Below are 24,467 nucleotides of genomic sequence, written 5' to 3'. Positions count from 1 at the left end.
GGCGAGCCCGGCTGATCCGCCTCGGATCGGCCGGGCTCGTCCCGTTGTGCCGAGGTTCGCCGGACCGGGCCGTGATGGGGGAGCCGGCCGAGGAGGCCGCCGCCGTCGCGCTGCCGGGCGGGCACGCCTCCAAGGCCGTGGTGATGGCGGCCCGCTGCGAGGCCGCCGAGTTGCCGGCCGGCCGGCTGGGGCTCGGCGCCGGGGTGCTCACCGCCCTGCGGCACGGGCTCGAGCGGTGGGGCGGCAGGGGCAACCGGCCGCGCTGGCCGCGTCCTGACCGGGCGGAGCCACGAGTATGTGCCGTTCGCGGGGCAGTCCGTCGGCCTGATCGGGGATGTCCGTCCCGCGGCACAGGTCGTCCGTGACGTGGTCAGCGAGGCTGAAACGATCCTGTCCGCGCCAGGGCGGGGCCGGGCGCTGCGGCCGGCCGTGGGAGCGACCGTGCCGTCCCGGTGACGCGTGCCAGGATCGACGGTCGCATCAGGGCGGACGGCGGGTCCAGGAACGCGCTCACCCGCATGAACTGCGCCGCCACCACCGGGTCCTCCTCGGCGGCGGTGAGCACCTTCGCCACGTACCGGTTGACCAGCCGCACGGGCAGCGGTCGCGGTGCCTCGACCTGCGGCAGCGTCAGGTCGCTGCCCACCGACAGCTTCCACGCCACGCCGATCGGTTTCGCCGCGGCGCGGAAGAACCGCCGGGCCAGGTGCCGATCGCCCTGGCGCAGGCAGTCCCGCAGCGCCAGCGCCTCCAGCGCGGCGACGGACATGCCCTGCCCGTAGATCGGGTTGAAGCTGCAGATCGCGTCGCCGAACACGAGCAGGCCGTCCGGGAAGCGGCGAAGCTTGTCGTAGCGGCGCCAGCGGCTCGCCGGGAAGGCGAAGGTGGCCACGTCGGACAGCGGCTCGGCCGTCCGCAGCGCCTCGATCAGGTGCGGGGGCGCGCACTGGGCGGCGAAGTCGACCATGGCGTCGTACTGGGGTGACGGGTGGTCACCGGCATAACCGGCGACGGTGAACAACCAGGTGTCGTCCTCGTAGGCGAACAGCGCCATGCCGTTGGGCCGCTCCGGGGTGGCGCCGACGACGACCAGCGTCTCCCGGACCGCGCCGGGCCGCAGCCGCACCAGGCGGCTGGTGTACCGCAGCTGCACCGGGACTTCGACCTCGGCCGGCCGCCGGTAGCCGAGGTCGGCCAGCCAGGCGGGCGTGCGCGCGCCGCGGCCGAGCGCGTCGACGACCAGGTCCGCGCTCAGGGTCTCCGCGGGGCTGCCCGGCGCCCGCCGCTGGAGGCGCACGCCGGTGACGCGGTCCCCGGCCGCGGTGGTGGTCAGGCCGCTCACGTCGCAGCCGTCACGAAGGTCAACAGTGGACAGTCGCCGGAGCCGGTTGCGCACGTGGGTCTCGAGGAACGGCCTGCTCGGCTGGTGCATCGGCGGCAGATCCATCTCCGGCGACAGCCGGTGCCCGCCGGGGGAGAAGTGCAACCGCGAGTAGTCGGTCAGCACCGTGCCGCCGTCGGCGACGAGCTCGCCGAGCAACCCGGGGAACAACTCCTCCACGATCTCCCCGCCGCGCGGCAGCAGCGCGTGGACGTGCCGGCCCTGCGGGATGCCGCGCCGGTGCGCCACCGTCTCGTCGAGGTGGTCCCGCTCGATCACCGTCACCCGGTCGTAGAACCCGGCGAGCACGCGAGCCGCGAGCAGCCCGCCCATCCCCGCGCCCAGCACCACCGCGTGCGTCCGCTCCTGCGTCGTCATCGTCCCGCGCCTCCTCCGTGGTCGCGCCCGTTTCGTCCGGCCAGCGTGACCGGACCGCCGGGGCGATGCATGGAGGAGAGGTGGGGAAAGTGTGGAGACTTGGCGGTGACCGTTGTCCACACCGGACTCGCCGAACTCGCGGGTTTGTTGTCCACGCGGTGCGGGCGCAACCTGGGGGAGCCCTCACGGCGAGGGCCGTGGACGGCCCCGTCGTCACCGTCCACGGCCCTCGCCCGCGGTCACTGGTACAGCGCCGCCTGGATCTTGGGGTCGTTGATGTTGCTCTTGTCGTACCAGTAGTACGCCGTGTCGATCCGCTTCGGCAGCTGCTCGCCGTTGATGGCCTTCAGCGAGGCGTCCACCAGCTGCCTGCCCATGTCCACCGGGTCCTGCGTCACGGCGCCCGCCATCAGGCCGCTGTTGATCGCGTCGATCTGGGCCTTCCCGGAGTCGAACCCGACGATCGTCAGGCCCTGCCGCCCGCTCTCCTGCACGCCCTTGATCACGCCGATCGCCGAGCCCTCGTTGGAGGCGTAGATCCCCTTCAGGTCCGGGTTGGCCGCGATGATCGACTTGGTGATGTTGGCCGACTCCAGCTGGTCGCCGCCGCCGTACTGGGGCGCGAGCACCGTGATGCCGGGCGCGTTCTTCGCCATCCAGTCCAGGAACCCGTCCCGCCGGTCCTTGCCGGACAGGCTGGTCTGGTCGTGCACCACGAGCGCGACCTTGCCCTGCCCGCCGATCTGCTCGGCCAGGTGCTTGGCCGCCTCCGCCGCCGCGGCCTTGTTGTCCGTCGCCACCGTGGTGACCGGGATGTCACTGTCCACACCGGAGTCGAACGCCACCACCGGGACGTTCTGCGCCATCGCCTGCTGGAGCAGGGGAGCGGCGGCGCGGGAGTCCAGCGCCGCGAACCCGAGCGCCTGCGGCGACTTGGCCAGCTCGTTGGTGAGCATGTTGACCTGCTGCTCGACGTCCTTCTCGGTGGCCGGGCCGACGAACGTCGTGCGCGCGCCCTTGGCGGCGGCCTCGTCCTCCGCGCCCTTCTTCACGGCCTGCCAGAACTGGTGCTGGAAGCCCTTCGACACGATGGCGATCAGCGGCCCGTTCCCGCCGCCCGCGGTGCCGCCGCCCTGGCCGCACGCGGTCATCGTCAGCGCCAGCACGGCGCCGGCGACCGCCGCGACGATCTTCTGCGTCCTCATCAAGAACTCCTTTGTTCTCTCAGGCTTCCCGTTTCCGGATCCGGTCGGTGTAGACGGCCACCAGGATCACGCAGCCGAGGATGACGTTCTGCCACTCCTGCGGGATCGACATGATCTGCAGCCCGTTGTTGAGCACCGAGATGATCAGCGCGCCGATCAGGGTGCCGATGATCGACCCCTTGCCGCCGGACAGCGACGTCCCGCCGATCACCACGGCGGCGATGGCCTGCAGCTCGTACCCCATGCCGGTCGCCGGCTGCGCGGAACCGAGCCGGGCGGAGATCATCACGCCGGCCAGGCCGGTGAACAGCCCGGCGAACGCGTAGATCCCGACCTTCCACTTACGGACGTCGATGCCGGACAGTGCGGTCGCTTCCTCGTTGCTGCCGATCGAGTAGGTGTAGCGGCCGAGCACGGTCTTGGTCAGCAGCACCCCGGCGATGATCGCGATCGCGGCGAGGATCAGCACCGCGTTGGGCACGTTGGGGATCAGGTTGCCCGCGGAGATCTCGATGTAGCCGGGCGAGTCGCTGAAGTAGATCGGCGTGCTGTGCGACAGCACCAGCGCCAGCCCCTCGGCGACCAGCATCATCGCCAGCGTCGCGATGAACGGCGGAATCTTCAGCAGCGCCACGTTGATCCCGTTGACCAGCCCCATCAGCCCGCCGAACAGGATCGCCAGCGGCACGCCGATGCCCAGCGGCAGTCCCGAGTTCACGATGAACACGCCGGACATCACCGCGCACAACGCCATGCCGGTGCCGATGGACAGGTCGATGCCGCCGGTGATGATGACGAACGTCGTGCCGATCGCGAGCGTCCCGATCACCACCGTGGAGAACAGGATCGCGATGAAGTTGCCGTAGGAGAAGAAGAACGGGCTGACGATCGAGAAGAACGCGTAGATCACGATGAGGCTGGCGAACGCCAGCAGCTGCTGCAGCCTGCTCCTGATCGCGCCGGTCACTCCGCCGGCCCGCTGCCGCTCCGTCACCGGAGCCTTCACCGTGGTCATGACCGACCTGCCTTCTCTTCGGGGGCGAGACCGAGCTCGGCGGCGTCGGCCGGGTTTTCGTCCGGCCGCAGGGTGGCGTAGTGCATGATGTTCTCCTGGGTCGCCTCGGCGGAGTCGAGCACGCGGGTCACGCGGCCTTCGCTCATCACCACGACGCGGTGGGACATGCGCAGGATCTCCGGGAGCTCCGAGGAGATCATGATGATCGACTTGCCCTGCCCGGTGAGTTCCCGCAGCAACTGGTAGATCTCCTCCTTCGCGCCGACGTCGATGCCGCGCGTCGGCTCGTCGAAGATGAGCACGTCGCAGTCCTTGGCCAGCCACTTGGCGATGACGACCTTCTGCTGGTTGCCGCCGGAGAGGTTCTTCGTGGTCTGGTCGAGCGACGGGGTCTTGATGCGCAGCGCGCCGATGTAGCGGTCGGCGGTCGCGCGCAGCGCGCCGTCGCGCACGAACCCGGCCCTGGTGAACTGCTCCCGCAGCGCGGACAACGCGATGTTGGCCTTGACGTCCTGGTCGAGCAGGAGGCCGAACCGCTTGCGGTCCTCCGACAGGTAGCCGATGCCGAGCTTGGCGGCGTCGGCCGGGTTGCCGATGCGGACCGGCTTGCCGTGCAGGGTGACCGTGCCCGCCTCGGCCTTGTCCGCGCCGACCAGCGCCCGCGCGACCTCGGTGCGGCCGGCGCCCATCAGCCCGGCGAACCCGAGGATCTCGCCCTGCCGCAGGTCGAACGACACGTCCTTGAGCAGGTCCCGGGTGCGCAGGCCCTCGACGCGCAGCACCACCTCGCGGTCCGCGCGCACGCCCTCCGGGCGGGCTTCGGTGTCGATGGCCCGGCCCACCATCAGCGCGATGATGTCCGGGGTGGCCGCGGTGGCGATGTCGAGCGTGTCGATGTATTCGCCGTCGCGGATCACGGTGACCCGGTCGGCGATGCGCTTGATCTCCTCCATGCGGTGGGAGATGTAGATGACGCCGGTGCCCGGCCGCACGAACCGGCGGATCAGCTCGTGCAGCGTCGCCACCTCGGCGTCGTTGAGCGCGGCGGTGGGCTCGTCCATGATCAGCACGCGCGGGTCGTAGGACAGCGCCTTGGCGATCTCCACCATCTGCTGGTTGGCCACGGTCAGCTCGGCGACCACGGCCCGCGGGTCCAGCCGCAGGTGCAGCCGGTCGAGCAGGCCGGCGGCGTCGGCGTTGAGCTTGCGCTCGTCGAGCAGCAGCCGGCCGCGGCGCGGTTCCCGGCCGATGAAGATGTTCTGCGCCACGGTCAGGTGCGGCACCAGGTTGAACTCTTGGTGGATGATGCTGATACCCAGCTCCAGCGCGTGCCGCGGCCCGGCGGGCTGGTAGGGCTCGCCGCCCAGCCGGAACCGGCCCGCGTCGGCGGTGTGGATGCCGGACAGCAGCTTCATCAGGGTGGACTTGCCCGCGCCGTTCTCGCCGACCAGCGCGAGCACCTCGCCGGAGCGCAGCTCCAGCCGCATGTCGTGCAGCGCGCGGACGCCGGGGAAGGTCTTGTCCACGCCTTCGACTTCCAGCAACGGTTCCGTCATCGTCGCGACCTCGCTCATCGCACCCGCTCCGGCGCCCCGTAGACCGCGCTCGCGGTCCCCGACAGCACCTGCGCCCGGTCCGGCGCGGGCAGTTCGCCGATCAACGCGGACAGGACCTCCCAGGCCCGGCCGTACCCGCCGTGCGGGACGGTCATCGGCCAGTCCCCGCCGTACATCAGCCGGTCGGGCCCGAACAGCTCGACCGCCGCCTCGACCGCGGGCCGCGCGGACCCGACGGTCAGCGGCTCGCCGGGCCGCTGCAGCCCGGAGAGCTTCGCGACCGTGTTCGGGTGCGCGGCCACGGCCCGCAGTGTGGTCAGCCAGTCGCGGAATTCGGCCGGGTCCGCGGGCGGCTTGCCGAGGTGGTCGACCACGATCGTCAGCTCCGGCAGGGCGGCCGCGAGGCCGGCGACCTGGCGCAGGTGCCGCGGCCAGGCGTCGGGGACGTCGAACGGCAGGCCGCGTTCGGCGAGCAGGGCCAGCGAGCGGCGCACCGCCGGCAGGTCGAGGAAGTCCGCGCGCGGGTCGTCGTGCACCAGGTGCCGCACGCCGCGGAACGCCGGGTGCCGCTGCCACCGGTCGAGCTGGCGCCGCGCGGTGTCCGGATCGTCCAGGCGGACCCAGCCGACCACGCCGGCGATCCAGTCGTGGGCGTCGGCCTGGGCGAGCATGAACTCGGTGTCGGCCTCGGAGTCCTCGGCCTGCACCAGGACGGCCGTGGCGATCCCGGCGGCGTCCAGTTCCCGCCGCGCCTGTCCGGCGGTGAAGGTCCGGTGCAGCGGGCTGCCGGGCGGCAGCCACGCGTAGCCGCCGACGGTGAGGTCCCACAGGTGCAGGTGGGTGTCCACGACGCGCTCGGTCATGTCCGGATCAGCCCCTTGTCCCGCAGAGTGGTCCACAGGTCGGCGGGCACGGCGGCCGCGAGCCGCCGGGCGTTCTGCCGCACCTCCGCCGGGGTGGCCGCGCCGGCGACCACCGCGCGCACCGCCGGGTCCCGCAGCGGGAAGTGCAGCGCGGCGGTGGGCAGGTCGACGCCGAACTCGGCGCAGATCGCGGCGATTTCCCGTGCGGTGTCGAGAACGTCCGGGGGAGCGGTGGCGTACTCGTAGCGGCCGGCGAGCTCGGGCGTGGCGAGCAGGCCCGAGTTGAACACGCTCGCGACCGCCACGCCGATCGACCGGGCGTGGCACTCGGGCAGCACGTCGTCCAGCGCGGACTGGTCGAGCAGCGTGAACCGGCCCGCGACCATGAGCAGGTCGACGGTGCCGGTGCGGGCGGCCGCGGCGAGCGCGGCGACCGATTTCGACCCCACGCCGATCGCCTGGACGGCGCCCTCGTCGCGCAGGGCGGCGAGCGCGGGCAGGCCGGACGCCAGCGCCGGTCCGAGGTCGTGCTCCTCCGGGTCGTGCAGGTAGACGATGTCGACGGAGTCCAGTCCGAGCCGGGTCAGCGAGTCGCCGAGGCTGCGCCGCACCCCGTCGCCGGAGAAGTCCCACACCCGGCGGTGGTCGGCCGGCACGGCGAAGTGGTTCGCCTCGTCGAGCCGGTTCGCGCCGTCCGGATCCGGCACCAGGAGCCGGCCGACCTTGGTGGACACCACGAACTCGGCGCGCGGCTTGCCGGCGAGGAAGGCGCCCAGCCGGCGTTCGGACAGGCCGAGGCCGTAGTGGGGGGCGGTGTCGAAGTGGCGGATCCCGCTGTCCCACGCGGCTTCCAGCACCGCGTGCGCCTGCTCGTCGCTCATCGGCGCGTACAGGTTGCCCAGGTTCGCGGCGCCGAGCGCGAACGGGCCCGGCACCTCAGCCATGGGCGTACTCCGCGAGCGAGGACGCGTGCATCTCGGTGCCCGCGCCGGGGGCCTTCGGTGCGAAGTAGCGTCCACTGTGGACGTCGACCGGGGTGACGAAGTGCTCGTGCAGGTGGTCGACGAACTCGATCATCCGGTCCTCGGTGGTCCCGGACACCGCGACGAAGTCGAACATCGCCAGGTGCTGCACCGCCTCGCACAGGCCGACCCCGCCGGCGTGCGGGCAGACCCGGACGCCGAACTTGGCGGCCAGCAATAGGATCGCGATGTTCTCGTTGACCCCGGCCACCCGGGTGGCGTCGAGTTGCAGCACCGACAGCGCCCCGGCCTGCAGGAGTTGTTTGAACAGCACCCGGTTGGCGCCGTGCTCACCGGTGGCGACCGGGATCGGCGCGACCGCCTTGGCGATGGCTGCGTGGCCGAGGATGTCGTCGGGGCTGGTGGGCTCCTCGATCCAGGCGAGGTCGAACGGGCGCAGCCGCTCGACCCAGGCGATCGCGTCGCCGACGTCCCAGCGCTGGTTGGCGTCCACCGCGATCCGCACGTCCGGGCCGCACACCTCGCGCGCGATCCGCAGGCGGCGCAGGTCCTCGTCGAGGTCGGCGCCCACCTTGAGCTTGATCTGGCGGAAGCCGTCGTCGACCGCCTCCCGGCACAGACGCGCGAGCTTGTCGTCGTCGTAGCCCAGCCACCCGGGCGTGGTGGTGTAGGCGGGGTAGCCCTGGCTGAGCAGCCGCGCTTCGCGTTCGGCGCGGCCGGGCTGGGCCGCGCGGAGGATCTCCAGCGCCTCGTCGCGGGTCAGCGCGTCGGTCAGGTACCGGAAGTCGAGCAGGTCGACGATCTCCTCCGGGGTGAGCGAGGACAGCAGCCGCCACAACGGTTTGCCCTCCCGTTTGGCGCGCAGGTCCCACAGCGCGTTGACGGCCGCGCCGATGGCCATGTGCATGATCCCCTTTTCGGGGCCGAGCCAGCGCAGCTGCGAATCGTGGACCAGTTCGCGCCACAGCCCGCCCAGGTCCGCGAGCGTGGCGTCCACGTCGCGGCCGAGGAGGTGGCCCTCCAGCGCCCGGAGCGCGGCGACCTGGACATCGTTGCCGCGGCCGATGGTGAAGACGAACCCGTGGCCCTCCAGGCCGTCGCCGGCGTCGGTGACCAGCCGCAGGTAGGCGGCCGAGTAGTCCGGGTCCGGGTTCATCGCGTCGGAGCCGTCGAGCGTCTGCGACGTCGGGAACCGGACGTCGTGCGTGTGCAGGGCGACGATGCGTGCCACGGACCCACTCCCTTGTACGCCTCGGTGACGAGGCCGACGATAGAGATCCGATGTCTCCGCCGTCAAGGCTCGCGCGTGGCCGGAAAGGTGGCCTAGGATCTTGGCGAGCTCGATGAAGAGATCCGACCAATACCGTGAGGAAGTGAACCGTGCACCTCGTCCGCCTCGGTCCCGTGGGCCAGGAACGACCCGCTGTCGTCGCCGGCGGCACGACCTACGACCTGACCGGGCTGACGGCCGACGTCGACGGCGCGTTCCTCGCCGGCGACGGGATGGCGGCGGCGCGGGCCGCTCTGGAGGCAGGCGGGTTGCCGGAGCTGCCGGACGCCGACACGCTGCGGGTGGGCGCGCCGATCGCGCGGCCCGGCGCGATCATCTGCATCGGGATGAACTACGCCGAGCACGCCGCCGAGTCGGGCTCGGCTCCGCCGGACGTGCCGATCATGTTCCTCAAGACGCCGAACACGCTGGCCGGTCCGCACGACCCGGTGACGATCCCGCCCGGCAGCGAGCGCACCGACTGGGAGGTCGAGCTCGGCGTGGTGATCGGCAAGCGGGCGCTGTACCTCGACTCGCCGTCGCAGAGTCTCGCGCACGTCGCCGGTTTCGTGCTCGGCAACGACGTCTCGGAGCGGCAGTACCAGCTCGTCGATTCCGGCGGGCAGTGGAGCAAGGGCAAGTGCGCGCCGGGGTTCAACCCGCTCGGGCCGTGGCTGGTGACGCCGGACGAGGTGGATCACACCGGGCTGCGGTTGCGCAGCTGGGTCAACGGCGAGCCGCGCCAGGACTCCACGACCGCGGACATGATCTTCGGGGTCGAGCACCTGGTGTGGCACCTGAGCCGGTACCTGGCGCTGGAACCGGGCGACGTGATCATGACGGGCACGCCGCAGGGCGTCGCGCTGTCCGGGAAGTACCCCTACCTGCGGCCGGGGGACGTGGTGGAGCTGGAGATCGACGGCCTGGGCAGGCAGCGTCAGGAGTTCGTCGCGGCGGAGGTGGCGTGATGGGCGAGTTCGACGGGCTCGTTGCCGCGGTCACCGGCGGGGCGTCGGGGATCGGCGCGGCGACCGTGGCGGCGCTGCGCGAGCGTGGCGCGCGGGTGGCGGCGCTGGACCTGACCGAGGTCGAAGACGGCGTGCGGGTCGACGTCACCGACGACGAGTCGGTGCGGCAGGGCATCTCCGCGGTGGTGGAGCGTTTCGGCGGGCTGGACATCGTGGTGAACAACGCGGGCATCGGGGCGCAGGGCACGGTCGCCGACAACGATGACGCGGAGTGGCTGCGGGTGCTGGACGTGAACCTGCTCGGGATGGTGCGGGTGAGCCGGGCGGCGCTGCCGCACCTGCGCCGGTCCCGCGCCGCGGCGATCGTGAATGTCGGCTCGATCGCGGCGACGGCCGGGTTGCCGCAGCGCGCGTTGTACAGCGCGTCGAAGGGCGCGGTGGCGGCGTTGACGCGGGCGATGGCCGCGGACCACCTGCGGGAGGGGATCCGGGTCAACTGCGTGCACCCGGGCACCGCCGACACGCCGTGGATCGGGCGGCTGCTCGAGCGGGCGGACGACCCCGAGGCGGAGCGCGCGGCGCTGCAGGCGCGGCAACCCCACGGGCGGCTCGTGTCCCCGGCGGAGGTGGCGCACGCGGTGGTCTACCTGGCGAGCCCGCTGGCGACGTCGACGGCCGGGGTGGGCGTGGCCGTGGACGGCGGGATGCAGGACCTGCGGCTGCGGCCGCGGTGAGTCCGGGGCCGACTTCGCCGCGCGTGCTCGCCGTGGGATTTCGCTGGTTTCGCAGGAACGCGGCGTTCTGGCCGTGTGTCTGGTGGCCGCGGTGAGTGCGTGCCGCTGCTGGGCGGCCCGCGTCCGGCAGGTCGGGGCCCGCACTCGGGCGGGCCGGTCCGCATCCCCCGCCCGCCCTCACTCCACCAAGGTCTGGCGCAGCCACTGCTCCACGCCGGCGATGTGGACGGTCGCGGCGGCGCGGGCCACGTCGGGTTGCCGGGCGGCCAGCGCGTGCAGGATGGCGCGGTGCTCGGCGAGCGTTCGCTCCGCCACGCCCTCCTGCGTGATGCCCCGCCACGTCCGCGCCCGCTGCGTGCGCCCGGACAGGCTTTCCAGCAGCGAGGCCAGCACGGAGTTGCCGCAGCCACCGGCGATGCGGCGGTGGAACTCCAGGTCGTTCTCCACCAGCTGGTCCACCGTGGGCCGGTCGCCGAGCGAGTCGAGCAGCTTCGCGAGGTCCTCGAGGTCGGAGTCGGGCATGTGCCGCGCCGCCATCTCGGTCACCGCGGGTTCGATGACGCGGCGGGCCTCCAGGAACTGCAGCACGGTGTCGTCGCGGTGGAAGTCCACCACGAAACCCATCGCGTCCATCAGCAGCGACGGCTCCAGGCTCGTCACGTACGTCCCGTCGCCGCGGCGCACGTCCAGCACATGGATCAGCGACAACGCGCGCACCGCCTCGCGCAGGGAATTGCGCGACAGGCCGAGCCGGTCGGCGAGGTCGGCCTCCCTGGGCAGGCGGTCGCCGGGGCGCAGCTCGCCGTCCACGATCATCTGCTTGATCGCCTCGATGGCGTCGTCGGTGACGGACATGCCGCTCAGCGTTCCTTCCCGGCCAGCTGCCCGGTGAGGCTCCACAGCAGCGGCAGCCCGTCGTCGGCGCCGGAGTAGTCGTCCGGCGTGGCGTGCAGCGGCCCGACCGTCTCCTGCCAGCGGACGTTGGCCGGGTGGTCCCGCAGCGCGTGCCGCATCCGCCGGTAGTCGTCGACCTCGACGAGGTGGAACAGGTGCGTGCCGTCGCGCCAGATGCGCCAGTTCCGGACGCCACTGCCGACGAGCGCGGCCGCCACATCGGAGGGGATGGACCGGTGCACGGCCTCGTAGTCCAGCTCCGAGCCCGGCTTCAGCTCCGTGTGCAGCGCGATCTCCGGCATACCCGCTCCTTGTCCACGACGTAGACGCAGGATACATCGGATCTTTCGTGGATCAGTGGAGGATGTTCACGGCCCGCGCGACGACCAGCACCACCAGCACGAGGGACACCACCGACTGGGCCAGCATGGTGAGCTTCGCCCACGGCTTCAGCGGCAGCACGTCGGTCGGGCTGAACGCGGTCGCGTTGGTGAACGCCAGGTACAGGTAGTCCACATAGGCGGGTTCCCAGTCGCGCGGTGCGAGCCCGGGGCTGGTCATCTGGGGGAACAGCAGGTCCGGGTACTCCTGGGTGCCCGCCGCCCGCGCGGCCGGGCCACCCCGGTCGAACTCCCAGTACCACAGCGAGAACACCACGACGTTGGTGAGGTAGACACCCGCCCCGGCGGCGAGCAGCGGCCCCGCCTGGTCGCCGATCGAGCCGTCGAGGATGTGGCCGACCAGCAGGACCGCCGAGCCGGCGTTGCCCGCGCTCACCACCAGCAGCAGGGACAACGCCACCTTGCGCGCGTGCCGGTGGTCGCCCGCCGCCCGGCCGGGGCCCAGCGCCACGAGCGTCAGCAACAGCAGCGCCGACAATCCCGGCAGCAACCAGCCCGGCTGGATCACCAGGCGGTCGGGGAGGAGCACCTGGACACCGATCACCGCGGCGATCGTGACCGCGGCAGGCCACCGGTGCGCCCCCGCGGTGGCGCGCCGCCACGCCGGCAGTTCACCGCTGTCGTGCGAACTCATGCGCGGATCATCCCCCACCCGCCCCGGCGGTTCCGGGTCAGCTCTCCAGTTCGGGCAGCTGCTGCGGCAGGCCGATGAGCGGCGCGAGCGGGTCGCCCGCCTCGGCGACGCGGTCGAGGACGGTGCGGACGGTCCAGCGGTCCGGGCGCAGATGCGGGTCGTCGAGCTCGTCCCAGGTGATGGGGACCGAGACCGGCGCGCCGGGCGCCGGGCGCGGGCTGAACGGGGCGACCAGCGTCTTGTTGATCGCGTTCTGGGTGTAGTCGAGGCGGGCCAGACCGCCGCGCTCGTTCTTGTGCCACCGCCAGCTGACCAGGTCCGGCAGCACGCGGCCGACGACCCGGGACAGGGTCTCGACCCAGTTGCGGGTGTCGGTGAAGGTGTAGCCGGGGGCGACCGGCACCCAGATCTGGATGCCGCGCTGCCCGGTGACCTTCGGCATGCCGCGCAGGTTCAGGTGGTCCAGCGCGGTGCGGTAGAGGCGGGCGAGTTCGACGATGTCGTCGAAGCCGGTGGTGGTGCCCGGGTCGATGTCGATCAGCGCCCAGGTGGGCTGGTGCACGTCGGGCAGCCGCGAGGTCCACGGGTGCAGCTCGACGCCGCCGAAGTTGGCCATCCACACCAGGGCGGGCACGCTGTCCAGCACCGCGTAGCACTGCGTCTCGCCGGGGTCGGCTTCGGTGTTGTGCCAGCGGTTGAGCCACTCCAGGGCGTGGCCGGGCACCTCCTTGTGCCAGAAGCCGGGCCGGTCCACGCCGTCGGGGTAGCGGTGCGCGTTGACCGGGCGGCCGGCGAGGTAGGGCAGCATGAACGGGGCGATCCGGGCGCTGTAGCGGATGAGGTCCCGTTTGGTCACCGGAGGTTCGCCGCCCGCGCCGGGGAACAGCACCTTGTCCAGGTTGGTGAGCTTGAGGCGGCGCCCCGCGATCGTCCAGGTGCCGGACTTGCCCAGGTCGTCGAGAGCGGCGAGCTCGTCGTCCGACGGGGGAGTCCACTGTGGAACGAGGGACACTTCGGCTTCGGCGGCGGGCACGTCGCTGCGCCACATCGCCGCCGGCGCGGCGGCGACCTCGTCGTTGGTTCGGCCGGACTTCACCGACCGGGGCAGCTCCTCGGGATCCCAGCCGGGCCGGGCGTCGTCGTCGTGCTTGTGGATCAGCAGCCACTGCTCCTTGCCCCGGCGTTCCGTGCGGACGAGGGCGAACCGGCCGGCGAGCTTCTCGCCGCGCAGGTCGAAGTGCAGCTCGCCGTCGTCGATCGCCCTGGCCGGGTCGGCGCCGTCGGCGGGCTCCCAGGTGCCCCGGTCCCACACGATGACGTCGCCGCCGCCGTACTGGCCCTTCGGGATGACGCCCTCGAAGTCGGCGTATTCGAGCGGATGGTCCTCGACGTGCACGGCGAGCTGCCGCACGCCAGGGTCCAGCGTCGGCCCCTTCGGCACCGCCCAGCTCGCGAGCACGCCGTCGACCTCCAGGCGGAAGTCGTAGTGGAGCCGCCGGGCGCGGTGCCGCTGCACGACGAACCGCCGGCCCGGCGCGCCGCCCGTCCCGGCCCCGGCAGGCTCAGCGGTGACCGAGAAGTCCCGCTTGGCCCGGTACGAGGCGAGCCGGTCGGTCTTCCGTCGGGCAGGGCTCACGTCAGGGTGAGTACCCAGACACGGCCGCGCCCATGCCCGGGCGCGCTGGGCTGCGCCGCAGCTACGTCCAGCGGGTGTGGCAAGGCCACCGTCTTCTGAGGCCGGGTCCGGCATTCGAAACGTATGACAGCGCTGCTCCGTGCGGATGAAAGTCCCTGCCGCGCGCTCGGAGTGGACCGCCCTGCGTCATCATATGAACGCTGATCAACGTCTTGCTCTGGAGGTCGTCGCCGGTGTCAGACGAGGCAGGCAGGATGCCTCGATATGTTGCTTCTCCCGATGTCGTTTCCGATATGGAGACGTTGGTGAGGGGCGCAGTTCGCACGCCTGCTATCGCGTCCGCGCTTGCGGAAGCCCGGTTGTCCGAGCACGTGATCGTGTCCGAGATGATCACCGACCCCTTTCTGGAGGTCCGTGCCCGTCAGCTCTACCGGAAGGTGCTGAGCCGGGCGGCGAAGTTGCGCGAACATGATGCGCGGAAGCCGGAATGGCGCGTCAGCGACTGGCGCCCCACGTACCTGCAGGTGGCCTGCCTCGCCGTGGCGCTCGCCTGGCCGGTGGCCGTCGCTCTCGTGGTGTTCAGCCTCGTCTTCTCGGCGCCGTGGTTGCTGCACGTCGTCACGGTGGTCGGGATGCTGCATTTTGATCCGGTGACCCGTCACTTCCTCAAGAGCGGCGTTCCGGAGTCGGTGTGGCAGCGCATGCAGTGGGGGCGGCAGCGGCGCTTGATGCGTTTGCGTCTTCCGATCTCGCGGGGGGAGTGGCGGCAAGCGGTCAGGGAGGAGGTGGTGCTTCCGGAGCTCCGGCTGAAGATCCACCAGCACCAACAGCTGAAATTCAGTCTCGACCTGCAAATTTTCGACGCATCGGGGCTCCGTTCCGCAGACGATCTGGCGTCGCTTGTGGAAACTGAGCCTGTTAAGCGGTTGATCGAGGAGCTGGAGCGTACCGACGAAGGGGCCATCGCTCTCGCCGGCCAGAGGGGAACCGGTAAGACGACTTTGCTCAGGGCGCTCGCGAAAGATCTGTTCCCGGACCCGAAGCCGCGCCTGACGGTGTCAGCTTCTGCTCCCGTCAACTATGACCCGAGAGACTTCGTGTTGCACTTGCACGCGGTGGTCTGCCGGTCGCTGCTGGACCGGCTGCGAGTGGGCGTCACCGGAGGTGGCGGCGACGAGACCGAGCAGCGGTGGCTCAAGCTCCGATTGCGGGAAAACCGTCGCGCGGCGTGGGTCGATCATTCCGGGCGGGCGGTTCGGAGGCTCGGATGGGTGCTCCTGTACCTGGCGGGCGCCAACATGGTGGACCCAGGCGGGCAGCTGGTTCTCGCCGAATACTTAGAACAGCTGCGCATCCCGATTGGGGTTCCTCGGCAGGATGTTTACGACTGGGCGGGGAGCTTGGCCCCCGAGCGGTTGGTGGCACTGGTGCTTGTCGCAATTGCAGGCGCGGTTGCCGCCAGTTGGGCGCTTGGCGCGCTGTTGCGTGTCGGCGGATGGGGCTTTCGCAGGCTGCTGCGGGGTCTGGCTGGGCGCCTACAGGTGACCTTTCGAGATTTCCGGCGGTCGGACTTGCTTGCCAGGTTCTTCACCTCGCTGGCTCGGGTCCTGTCCGTGTTGGGTCTGGATAGCCTCACACCCCGCTGGCGACCGGTGACCAAGAGGCGGCCGGTCGACTTCTCGCCGCAGTTCCTCCGGTTGGGAAGTGATCTTACGGCACTGCGACGCCTGGCACAGGAGCAGTTGCGACACGTGCGGTACCTGCAGACCCGTACGGCGGGTTGGTCGGGGAAGTTCAGCTCGGTGAAGGGGATTTCCCTTGGATTGGACCGCTCAGTGCAGGAAGCGGAGCAACCGCTCACCTATCCGGAAGTGGTTGATCGTTTCCGGAACTTCGCCAACCACGCGGGCTCGGTGCTGGTCCGCTCCAGGGCATTCGAGGGCATCACAATCGTGATCGACGAAGTGGACAAGGTCGCTGATGCTGAGACCGCGCACAAGTTTATCAACGACATCAAGGGCGTGTTTCTCGATGTCGAGCGCTGCGTGTTCATCGTGTCCGTGTCCGAGGATGCGCTGACCTCGTTCGAGCGACGCGGAGTGCCGGTACGGGATGCGATGGACAGCGCGTTTCACACGATGATTGCCATGACCCCGTTCGACATCCAGGACACGAAAAGCTGGTTGAGCCGTCGTGTGGTGGGACTTTCGCAACCGTACGTTGCGCTTTGTCATTGCTTGAGCGGTGGTGTTCCCCGCGAGCTCTATCGCGTGGCGCGCGCGGTTCTGCGGTTGTACCGGCGTGGCGAAGCGCGGCGATTGGGTGAAACTGCCCATTCGCTCGTGTGGGACGAAATCGAGCGGAAGATCGGTGCCTTTTCGCGCGCCGCCAGGGAGTCGGCAAGTGCCCATAAGGTTCACAAGTTCATCGTGGTGCTCGACGGGTGCCGTGGCCGAGCCGGCGTGTGGAAGTTGCTCGCAGCGTCGAAGCAGTTGCAGGAGATTGCGGAGGCGGATGAGGGTGACGGCGCTGATCTGCGGCGCGAAGCTGCGGCGTACCTCTACCTGTGCGCGACGCTCCTCGAGTACTTTTCCGACGATCTCGAAGAGTCACAGCATGGTGAGGATTGGCTGGATGAGAGTCATGGCCTGCCCAGGCTCGCGTCCGCTCGGACCGCGCTGGCCGTCTCGCCCGCGCTCGCTTGGCAGCACGTCGCGGCTTTCCGTCGGCATCACGAGATGGATACAGCGCCGGCCGGGTAGCGTGCCAGATCGGAAAAATTCACGCGCCGGCGGGGCGAGCATCGGCACTAGGAAGCGGCGCGCGATGTTCCCGCAGCTGCTCCTCGTCGTTCAGGTGGACGAGCAGGCTCGGGTTTGCTCAGGAACGATGCGGAGATCCGCACATCAGCTCCGTGACCAGCTCCGCGGCGCAGCTGGCCCGCCACGAAGCTCCGCACCGTCGCCATCGCGCGGCCGCCGTCGTTCGCGGTCGTCGCGCCGCGGCCACGGCCGCGCCACCGGGAGGATCCGCTCCGCGATCAGGACAGTGGCGCGGCGGAGGTGACCACCGGCTCCGCCGGCCGCAGCAGGCCGGGGCGCGCGGCGGCGAGCCCGCACACCAGCTCGGGCACGACCAGCAGGAGCAGCAGCCAGATCGAGGCGTGCCAGCCACCGGTCGCGGTGTGCAGCAGGCCGAAGGTCAGCGGGCCGGTGGCGGCGAGGAGGTAGCCGCCGGACTGGGCCATGCCGGACAGCCGCGCGGTGATCGCGGCCGTGGGGGACCGCAGGTTGAGGAGGGTGAGGGCGAGCGGGAACGCGCTGCCGGTGGCGATGCCGAACACCGCGGTCCACAGCCAGCCCGCCCCGGGCGCCAGCAGCAGGCCGCCGAGGCCGAGGACCATCAGCGCGGCCACCGCGAGGACGAGCGGGCGCTGGTCCCGCATCCGCGCGGCGACGACCGGCACGGCGAACCCGAGCGGGATGCCGATGACGATGATGACCGAGTTCATCGTGCCCGCGGTGGCGGCCGGGAACCCGTGCTCGCGCATGATCTGCGGCAGCCACGACGTCAGCGTGTAGAACATCAGCGACGCCATGCCCATGAAGACCATCACCGACCAGGCCAGCGGTTCGCGCAGCAGCGAGCCGGCGGCCTGCTGAACGGGTTCGGCCGTGCGCCGGCGGGTGAGCGGGCCCCACGCGAGCGCCGCGACGAGCGCCGGGACCGCCCACGCGACGAGCGCGAGCCGCCAGCCGCCCGCCTGCTCCAGCGGCACCGCCAGGCCCGCGGCGGCCGCGCCGCTGACCGACATCAGCATCATCGCCAGGCCGGTGAACGTGCCCGCGCGGCCGGGGAAGGCGTGCTTGACGACCGCGGGCACCAGCACGTTGCCGGTGGCGACCCCGGCTCCGGCCATCACGGTTCCGGCGAACAATGCCGCCCGGCCGGGGACCGCGCGCAGCAGGAGCCCGGCGGTGAGCACCACGAGCGCCGCGGTGATCGCCGCCTCGGTGCCGATCCGGCGGGCCAGCGCGGGCGCGAGCGCGGAGAAGAGGCCCACGCACAGCTCCGGCAGGGTGGTGAGCACGCTGACCTCGACGCCGGTGAGGCCGAACTCCTCCCGCAGCTCGCCGAGCACCGGCGGGACGCCGGTGATGGCCGCGCGCAGGTTGAGGGCCAGCAGCACCAGGCCGACCACCAGCCAGATCGCCCTCACCGGCGGGCGGACCAGCGGACGAGCGCGGCGGCGATTCCGGTCGCCACCACGGTTTCGGCGAACAACGACAGCCACACGGTGATCATGCGGGCACCTCCTGGTTCCAGCGTGCGTCGCCGGACCGGGTAGGTCCAGGTTGTGTTTCCGGACATGACCGTGAAGAATCAGCTACATGATTGACTTGCGGCGGCTTCACGTGCTCCGCGCGGTGGACCACTACGGCACCGTGCGGGCGGCGGCGGAGGCCCTGCACTTCACCCCGTCGGCCGCGTCGCAGCAGATCCGCCAGCTGGGGCGGGAGCTCGGGGTGGCGCTGCTCGAACCCCACGGCCGCCGGGTGCGGCTCACGCCGGCGGCGCAACGGCTCCTGGCGCACGCGGACGAGATCCAGGCGCGCTGGGAGGTGGCGGAGCGGGACCTGCGCGCCGACGACGACCAGCCCGCCGGGCTGCTGCGGCTGGCCGGGTTCCCGGGCGCGGTGAGCGCGCTGCTCGCCCCGGCCGCCGCCGCGCTCGCCGCCCGTCACCCGCGGCTGACCCCGCGGATCCGCGAGGCCGAGGCCGCGGACTGCTTCGACCTGCTGTTCGACGGCGACGCAGACCTGGCGGTGGTGGAGGCCAAACCGGACGAGCCGCCCCGCGACCGGGCCCGGTTCGACCAGCGGCCGTTGCTGGACGACCCGTTCGACCTGCTGGTCCCGGCGGGCCACCGGCTCGCGGCCCGGGAGCGGGTGGAGCTCGCCGAGGCCGCGGACGAGCCGTGGATCGTGCCCGGCGCGCCGTGCACGTGCCGCACCCACGTGCTCTCCGCCTGCGGCGCGGCCGGTTTCACCCCACCGGTCGCCCACGACGCGGTCAACTGGGAGGCGACGATCGCCCTGGTGGCGCACGGGCTGGGGGTGGCGCTGGTGCCGAGGCTGGCCCGGGTCCCGGAGACCGCCCCGGTGGTCCGGCTGACGTGCGCGGAGGAGCCGCGGCGGAAGATCCTGACGGTGACGCGGCCGGGCGCGCGCGGCGACGCCGCGGTGGCCGCAGCCCTGGCGGAGCTGGAGGGGTTGGTGCCGGCGCTGATCGCCGCGTGAAGGTGGGGTTCCCGGGTGACTTGCCGAGCGCGCGCGGCGACGCCGCGGTGGCCGCCGCGCTAGCTGAGCTGGAGCGGTTGGTGCCGGCGCTGATCGCCGCGTGAAGGTGGGGTTCCCGGGTGACTTGCCGAGCGCGCGCGAGCCGGGGCGGCTGGTGCCGTCGCGTTCTGGTCACCCAGTCGCCTGTCGTCGCACCATTTCGGTGATCCACACCGGTGCGTAGGGGGATGTGCAGTTCGGTGGGGTGGGGTAGTCCTTGAGCACCTCGAGGCGCTCGCCGATGCGAATGGCCCGGTCCCGGTGCTCCGGGTGGGAGATCCCGATTTGCGCCAGGCAGTGGTTGATCGCCTGCTGGAGGCGGTCGGGGCGGCTCGGCCTGGCTACCGCCCCGCGGTTTCATGCCGGGTTGGCCGCGGTGCCTTCCTGTCGTCGCACCATTTCGGTGATCCACACCGGTGCGTAGGGGGATGTGCAGTTCGGTGGGGTGGGGTAGTCCTTGAGCACCTCGAGGCGCTCGCCGATGCCGATGGCCCGGTCCCGGTGCGCCGCGTGGGAGATCCCGATCTGCGCCAGGCAGTGGTTCATCGCCCACTGGAGGCGGTCCGGGGCGTCCTTCATCTCCGCCTCGATGACCTCCAGCAGCTTCCCCAGGTCGAGCCCCTCGGGCCGCTTCGCGGCGCGGTCGGTCGTCAGCGCCCACCCGGCGCTCGCGACGACCGGGTCCGCGTCGGCGAGCCAGGCCAGCCGCAGGTCCTCCGCGTGCGGGCTCTTCTTCACCACGTAGTTCACGAGCCAGTCGTGCACCTTCGGCGCCCGCGCCTCGCGCAGCATCGTGTCCAGCTCGGCGCGCTCGAACGCCTTCGGGCGGCAGATCAGCAGCGCCAGCAGCCGCGCGGCGGTGTCGCCCGTCGCCCACAGCTCGCGCGCCAGGTCGTGCTGCGTCTTCAGCCGCTTGGCGATCGCGCGCAGCTTGCCCAGGTTCACACCGTGGTCGTCACCGTGCTTCTCGTTGACCGCCCGCGCCTTCGGGTCCTCCAGCGCGGCCAGCTCGGCCATCACCTCCGCCACCATCACGCCACCCTACCGGCGCTGGTACACCCGGCGGCCCGCGAACCACGTCTGCTCGGCCCGCGTGCCGGCCAGCTGGTCGGCGGGCACGGCGAACGGATCGCGGTCGAGCACCACGAAATCGGCCGACTTGCCCGCCACCAGCGAACCGGTGACGTCGTCGACGCCCATTGCGCGCGCCGCGCCCAGCGTGTACGCGTGCAGGGCCTCGTCGAGGGTGAGCGCCTGCTCCGGCCACAGCTCGCCGGGATACGTGCCCGTCGGGTCGGCCCGCGTCACCAGTCCCTGGATGCCCGGCCACGGGTCCGGCGAGGGCACCACCGGCCAGTCCGAGCCGCCGGCGATCAGCACCCCGGCGTCGACCAGGTTCCGGTTCGGGTGCAGCTTCTCCGCCCGCTCCCGCGGCACGCACGCGCAGATCGCGTCGAAGATGACGCCCGGGAACCACAGCGCGGGCGACAGGTCCGCGGTCACCCCGAGTTCGGCCAGGCGCGGCACGTCCTCCTCGGCGACGTACTGCCCGTGCGCGATGTGGAACTTCGCGTCATCGTGCCCGGCGGCGCGCACCGCGGCCACGGCGTCCAGCGTCATCCGCACCGACGCGTCCCCGGTGCAGTGGATCTTCGCCGACATGCCCTGCCCGGCCACCCGCAGCAGCCAGCCGGTCAGCTCGTCGGCGGTCATCGTGGTCTCGCCGCGCCAGGACGGCCCGTGCACGTCGTCGGGCAGGTACGGGCGCAGGAACGCGGCGGTCTTCGACGTCGGCACCCCGTCGAGGAAGATCTTGACGAAGTCCGGCCGGTGGTGGGCACTGCGGTAGTCCTCCCGCAGGTCGATGAGGTCCTGCCCGAGCGGGTGCGTGCCGAAGATCTGATCGTTGACCTGCAACGACGTCACCACCCAGGCGTCCAGCCGCCCGGTGTCGTCGAGGTGCCTGAGCGCCCGCAGCATCGGCAGCGACGCGGCGGCGTCCTGGAAGGCGGTGATCCCGAACGAGTGCAGGATCTCGATGCCCCGCAGGGAAGCCCGGGCGTCCTGCTCCACATCGGACGGCGCCGACGCCGCGTACGCCCGCTCGACCGGGATCAGGGCGGACTCGATGAGCAGCCCGCTGTCCGCCGAAATTCCCGCGCGTGCCAGCGCGGCGGAGGACACCCAGCGGTTGTGGCAGCTGTCGTCGCGCAGCAGCACCGGCCGTCCGCCGCAGGCCTCGTCGAGCGCAGCCAGAGCGTCCGGTGTGGACAACTTCGGGATGAGCGTGCTGCCCCACCCGCCGCCGACCACCCACCCGTCCGGCGGCAGCTCCGCCGACCACTTCCGGATGGCGCTCAGCAGGCCGGGCAGGTCCTCGGTGCCGTCGAACTGCAGCTCGAACAGGTCGGCGCGGCCTGCGGTCAGGTGGTGGTTGTGGACGTCGGCGAGCGCGGGCATCAGGAACGCGCCGCCGTGGTCGACGACGGAGTGATCACCGCCGTCGTGAGCCGACAGCAGCTCCTCGTCGCCGACGGCGGTGATCACCCCGTCGGTGACGACGAGGACCGAGGCTTGCGGCCGCGCCGGGTCGAGCGTGCGGATGCGGGCGTCGCGGTGGATCTGGACGGACACGGGAATTCCTCCACTCAGTCGCAGCAGTGTGATCCGCGGGCCCGCGGCACGTCGAGGGCGGGGTTGCGGTCGAAGAACCCGACCGGTTTGAGCTTGAAGCCGGTGTAGTCGACCGGCATGATCGGCCAGTCCTCCGGGCGGGGGAAGTGCGTGAGGCCGAAGGTGTGCCACACGACGAGGTCCTGCCCGTCGAGGTCGCGGTCACCGGCCACGTAGGCGGGCAGCCCGGCGCCACCGGGGTGCTGGTTGACGAAGTCGCCTGCCGCGTAGCGCTGCGCGGGGTCGTAGCGGGTGACCCAGAGGTGCTTGGTGGCGAACGTGGCGCGGGCATGGATGGACGACGCGTCGTCGGCGAGCAGTTCCGGGTTGCCTTCCGGGACGAGTGCGTAGGCGACGGGGTCGCCGAGGCGGTTGCGGGACTCCGGGTTGGTGATGTGCCAGACCCGGCCGCGCCGGTTGTCGGCGAGCCGCTGCGCTTCGGATTCCTTCCGCAGCGGCGTCTTGCGGAGCGTGAAGGCGTTGCCGCGCGGGTTGTCCGGCCCGATCGGCACCCGCTCCACGTCGACCTCTTCGACCAGGTTCGACGGCCCGTCCACGGCCATGTCCAGCCGCGCGCTGAACAGGTGCTGGTGGTACGGGGCGCCGAGGCCGGGCGCGAGTTCGGAGGCGTAGGGGTAGCCCTTGCCGGGGTAGGCGGAGGTGAACACGACGCCGGTGGCCTTGGCCTCGCACTCGATCGTGCCGTCCAGGTAGAGGTACCAGTAGAAGCCGTAGTCGTAGTTGCCGATCGTGGTGAAGAACGAGATCACCATGCGGCGCTGGCGGCGGGTCTCCGCCGAGCCCGCCCACAGGTCGGTGTGCTTCCAGAGGATCCCGTAGTCCTCCTCGTGCAGGCAGATCGCGTTGGGCAGCACGCGGGGGTGGCCGAACTCGTCGGCGATCACCGCGTCCAGGTAGGTGATCTCACCGAGGCAGTCGCAGCCGAGTTCGAGCGCGTTGGCGTAGCGGCCGATGAGGTACTCGCCGGTGTCGAAGTAGTTCTGCCACGAGCGGACGGGGGAGGGGTCGGCGTAGGGCACGACCATTTCCGAGATCGAGGCCCGGTGCACGATCGGCCGGTCCCGGTCGCCGTCGCGGAACGAGATCTCGTGCAGGACAAGGCCTTCGCGGGCGTCGAAGCCGATCCGCAGCGACCAGTTCTCCCACCGCAGCAGGTGCCCGTCGAGGGTGAAGCTGGGACCGTCCGGTTGCGTGATCTCCAGTGGCTTCTGGGAGGTCCGAAGTGGACCGGTGACGGCGGGGTCGTCGAAGTTGCCCGGTTCGGCCGGGATCGGCACCGGGCCGAGGTCGATCACCCGGGTGACCTCGCGGGCCAGGACGTCGACGAACCCGACGAGCCCGTCGACCGGGTGCGCCCACGCGTGGTCCCCAGGGTGTTCCTGCACGAACGCCAGGCCGCGGAGGATGCGCCGCCCGGTCTCCTCCGGGTAGTCGAACACCCCGGCCGACAGCGGCGCGACCCGCACCTTCGCCACGTCCAGGTCGCGGGCGGCCAGCGCCGCCAGCCACCGCTCGTCCTTGGCGAGCACCTCCTCGACCAGGGCGAACTCCTCGTCCAGCACGGGCAGCTGCCCGTCCACGGCCGGGTCGAGGGCGCGCCGCGCGACGACGGACTCCGCGGTGAGCGACACCAGCACGTCCTGGCCGCCGGTGACGTCGTGCAGGAGGACCCGCGCCACGCGCTCGGACCGGTCGGTGTCCTTGGCGGGTTCTTCGAGGCCCAGGTAGACGACCCGGGCGCTGTCCGGGAAGAGGCCGGCGTCGGCGAGGACGCGGCGGGCGGTGGTGATCTCGTCGGCCGTCAACGGGTCGAGCGGGTGCGGAGGCATCGTCGGGCTCCTTTTTTCTCCACTTGTAGACGAAAGGGTGAGGCATCGTCGCCGCGAACGCAAGAGCCCGTTACCGTGAAGGCATGCCGAAGCAGGTCGACCACGCCCAGCGCCGCGCGGAGATCGCCAACGCCGCGTGGCGGGTGATCGCCGAGCGGGGCATCGACGCGGCCACCATGCGGGCCATCGCCGACGAGATGGGCATGGCCAACGGCGCGCTCAAGCACTACTTCCCCGGCAAGAACGCCGTCATCCGCACGGCCTTCACCCGCGTGGTCGACAACACCGACGCCCGCGTGCGGGACCGGCTCGGCGACGCGACCGGGCTGGCCGCGCTGCGCGTGTTCTGCCACGAGGTCATGCCGGTCGAGGACGTCACCCGGCAGGAGGCCCGCGTCGTGCTGCCGTTCTGGCAGCGCGCGCTCGCCGACGCCGAACTGGAGTCGGTCTACGACGCCGCGATGGCCGCCTGGCGCGAGCGGATCGGCGGGTTCCTCCGCGACGCGCGCGCCGCGGGCGAGGTCCGTACGCCCGTGCCGGACGAGGTCGTCGTCGAACAGTTGCTCGCCATGCTCAACGGCGTGCAGGCGCTGGCGCTGCTCACCCCCGGCACGACCACGCCGGACCTGCAGCGCCGGATGATCGACGCCTTCCTGGACGGCCTGGCGTAGGGGAATCCTTCAGCGG

The 24,467-nt window shown here is 71.5% G+C and carries 20 protein-coding genes and 1 pseudogene; 5 read left to right on the top strand and 16 right to left on the bottom strand.

Annotation, left to right across the window (positions count from 1 at the left end):
- Positions 1-370 precede the first annotated feature (370 nt).
- The 7 genes from AMYTH_RS0108375 to AMYTH_RS0108345 all read right to left on the bottom strand — a co-directional run bounded on the left by AMYTH_RS0108375 (position 371) and on the right by AMYTH_RS0108345 (position 8,612).
- Entirely contained in the window at positions 371-1,759 is a 1,389-nt protein-coding gene (locus AMYTH_RS0108375; RefSeq protein ID WP_027929931.1) for an FAD-dependent oxidoreductase, read from the bottom strand.
- A 239-nt stretch (positions 1,760-1,998) separates the two neighbouring features.
- A complete protein-coding gene (locus AMYTH_RS0108370) occupies positions 1,999-2,964 on the bottom strand; it encodes an ABC transporter substrate-binding protein (RefSeq protein WP_027929930.1) in 966 nt (321 codons plus the stop codon).
- A gap of 19 nt (positions 2,965-2,983) precedes the next feature.
- Entirely contained in the window at positions 2,984-3,979 is a 996-nt protein-coding gene (locus tag AMYTH_RS0108365; RefSeq protein ID WP_017982524.1) for an ABC transporter permease, read from the bottom strand.
- Entirely contained in the window at positions 3,976-5,553 is a 1,578-nt protein-coding gene (locus AMYTH_RS0108360; protein ID WP_027929929.1) for a sugar ABC transporter ATP-binding protein, read from the bottom strand. Before AMYTH_RS0108360 ends, AMYTH_RS0108365 begins: the two co-directional genes overlap by 4 nt.
- Positions 5,550-6,398 carry an amidohydrolase family protein gene (locus tag AMYTH_RS0108355; RefSeq protein WP_027929928.1) on the bottom strand — a complete coding sequence of 283 codons (849 nt, stop codon included), beginning with the start codon at positions 6,396-6,398 and terminating at the stop codon, positions 5,550-5,552. Before AMYTH_RS0108355 ends, AMYTH_RS0108360 begins: the two co-directional genes overlap by 4 nt.
- Complete coding sequence (locus AMYTH_RS0108350; protein WP_027929927.1) at positions 6,395-7,342, bottom strand: aldo/keto reductase; 948 nt, start codon at positions 7,340-7,342, stop codon at positions 6,395-6,397. Before AMYTH_RS0108350 ends, AMYTH_RS0108355 begins: the two co-directional genes overlap by 4 nt.
- Positions 7,335-8,612, bottom strand: coding sequence for an L-fuconate dehydratase (locus tag AMYTH_RS0108345; protein ID WP_027929926.1), 1,278 nt, complete (start codon positions 8,610-8,612; stop codon positions 7,335-7,337). The genes AMYTH_RS0108350 and AMYTH_RS0108345 overlap by 8 nt, the downstream gene beginning before the upstream one ends.
- Before the next feature lie 149 nt (positions 8,613-8,761).
- On the opposite strand from AMYTH_RS0108345, the gene AMYTH_RS0108340 reads away from it, so the two are divergent.
- Complete coding sequence (locus AMYTH_RS0108340) at positions 8,762-9,619, top strand: fumarylacetoacetate hydrolase family protein (RefSeq protein WP_027929925.1); 858 nt, start codon at positions 8,762-8,764, stop codon at positions 9,617-9,619.
- Positions 9,619-10,353: an SDR family NAD(P)-dependent oxidoreductase gene (locus AMYTH_RS0108335; protein ID WP_027929924.1), complete on the top strand. Its 735-nt coding sequence runs from the start codon at positions 9,619-9,621 to the stop codon at positions 10,351-10,353. Before AMYTH_RS0108340 ends, AMYTH_RS0108335 begins: the two co-directional genes overlap by 1 nt.
- 177 nt (positions 10,354-10,530) lie before the next feature.
- On the opposite strand, the gene AMYTH_RS0108330 is transcribed toward AMYTH_RS0108335, so the two are convergent.
- From AMYTH_RS0108330 to AMYTH_RS0108315, 4 genes are read right to left on the bottom strand one after another with little or no spacing between them, the layout of a single operon-like run.
- The gene (locus AMYTH_RS0108330) at positions 10,531-11,208 is read right to left on the bottom strand and encodes a FadR/GntR family transcriptional regulator (RefSeq protein WP_020419175.1); all 678 of its coding nucleotides are present in this window, start codon (positions 11,206-11,208) and stop codon (positions 10,531-10,533) included.
- Positions 11,209-11,213: 5 nt separating this feature from the next.
- Positions 11,214-11,549: an L-rhamnose mutarotase gene (locus tag AMYTH_RS0108325; RefSeq protein ID WP_027929923.1), complete on the bottom strand. Its 336-nt coding sequence runs from the start codon at positions 11,547-11,549 to the stop codon at positions 11,214-11,216.
- A gap of 52 nt (positions 11,550-11,601) precedes the next feature.
- Positions 11,602-12,282 (bottom strand): DUF1345 domain-containing protein, encoded by a 681-nt coding sequence (locus tag AMYTH_RS0108320; RefSeq protein WP_027929922.1) that lies wholly within the window; start codon positions 12,280-12,282, stop codon positions 11,602-11,604.
- 37 nt (positions 12,283-12,319) lie between these two features.
- Positions 12,320-13,918, bottom strand: a complete 1,599-nt coding sequence (locus AMYTH_RS0108315) for a non-homologous end-joining DNA ligase LigD (protein ID WP_027929921.1) — start codon at positions 13,916-13,918, stop codon at positions 12,320-12,322.
- A gap of 293 nt (positions 13,919-14,211) precedes the next feature.
- Here AMYTH_RS0108315 and AMYTH_RS46950 point away from each other — a divergent pair, with 293 nt between their 5' ends.
- Positions 14,212-16,680 (top strand): P-loop NTPase family protein, encoded by a 2,469-nt coding sequence (locus tag AMYTH_RS46950; RefSeq protein WP_027929920.1) that lies wholly within the window; start codon positions 14,212-14,214, stop codon positions 16,678-16,680.
- 278 nt (positions 16,681-16,958) lie between these two features.
- On the opposite strand, the gene AMYTH_RS44280 is transcribed toward AMYTH_RS46950, so the two are convergent.
- Positions 16,959-18,137, bottom strand: a complete 1,179-nt coding sequence (locus tag AMYTH_RS44280) for a CynX/NimT family MFS transporter (RefSeq protein WP_037322405.1) — start codon at positions 18,135-18,137, stop codon at positions 16,959-16,961.
- Between the two features lie 172 nt (positions 18,138-18,309).
- On the opposite strand from AMYTH_RS44280, the gene AMYTH_RS0108295 reads away from it, so the two are divergent.
- Positions 18,310-19,218 (top strand): LysR family transcriptional regulator, encoded by a 909-nt coding sequence (locus AMYTH_RS0108295; RefSeq protein ID WP_027929919.1) that lies wholly within the window; start codon positions 18,310-18,312, stop codon positions 19,216-19,218.
- 171 nt (positions 19,219-19,389) lie between these two features.
- Here the strand turns inward: AMYTH_RS0108295 and AMYTH_RS50210 are convergent.
- The 4 genes and pseudogenes from AMYTH_RS50210 to AMYTH_RS0108275 form a co-directional block, all read right to left on the bottom strand.
- A pseudogene (locus AMYTH_RS50210) lies at positions 19,390-19,584 on the bottom strand (DNA alkylation repair protein); the annotation flags it as partial.
- Positions 19,585-19,614: 30 nt separating this feature from the next.
- Entirely contained in the window at positions 19,615-20,289 is a 675-nt protein-coding gene (locus AMYTH_RS0108285; protein WP_027929918.1) for a DNA alkylation repair protein, read from the bottom strand.
- A gap of 9 nt (positions 20,290-20,298) precedes the next feature.
- A complete protein-coding gene (locus tag AMYTH_RS0108280; RefSeq protein WP_027929917.1) occupies positions 20,299-21,891 on the bottom strand; it encodes an amidohydrolase in 1,593 nt (530 codons plus the stop codon).
- Positions 21,892-21,905: 14 nt separating this feature from the next.
- A complete protein-coding gene (locus tag AMYTH_RS0108275) occupies positions 21,906-23,843 on the bottom strand; it encodes a primary-amine oxidase (protein WP_267283885.1) in 1,938 nt (645 codons plus the stop codon).
- 20 nt (positions 23,844-23,863) lie between these two features.
- On the opposite strand from AMYTH_RS0108275, the gene AMYTH_RS0108270 reads away from it, so the two are divergent.
- Positions 23,864-24,451, top strand: coding sequence for a TetR/AcrR family transcriptional regulator (locus AMYTH_RS0108270; RefSeq protein ID WP_027929915.1), 588 nt, complete (start codon positions 23,864-23,866; stop codon positions 24,449-24,451).
- The last annotated feature ends 16 nt before the right edge of the window (positions 24,452-24,467 follow it).

Source organism: Amycolatopsis thermoflava N1165, assembly GCF_000473265.1.
GTDB classification, from domain to species: Bacteria; Actinomycetota; Actinomycetes; order Mycobacteriales; family Pseudonocardiaceae; genus Amycolatopsis_E; species Amycolatopsis_E thermoflava.
The sequence above is the reverse complement of the archived record's forward strand: the minus strand, read 5'-3'. Positions and strand labels throughout refer to the sequence as shown.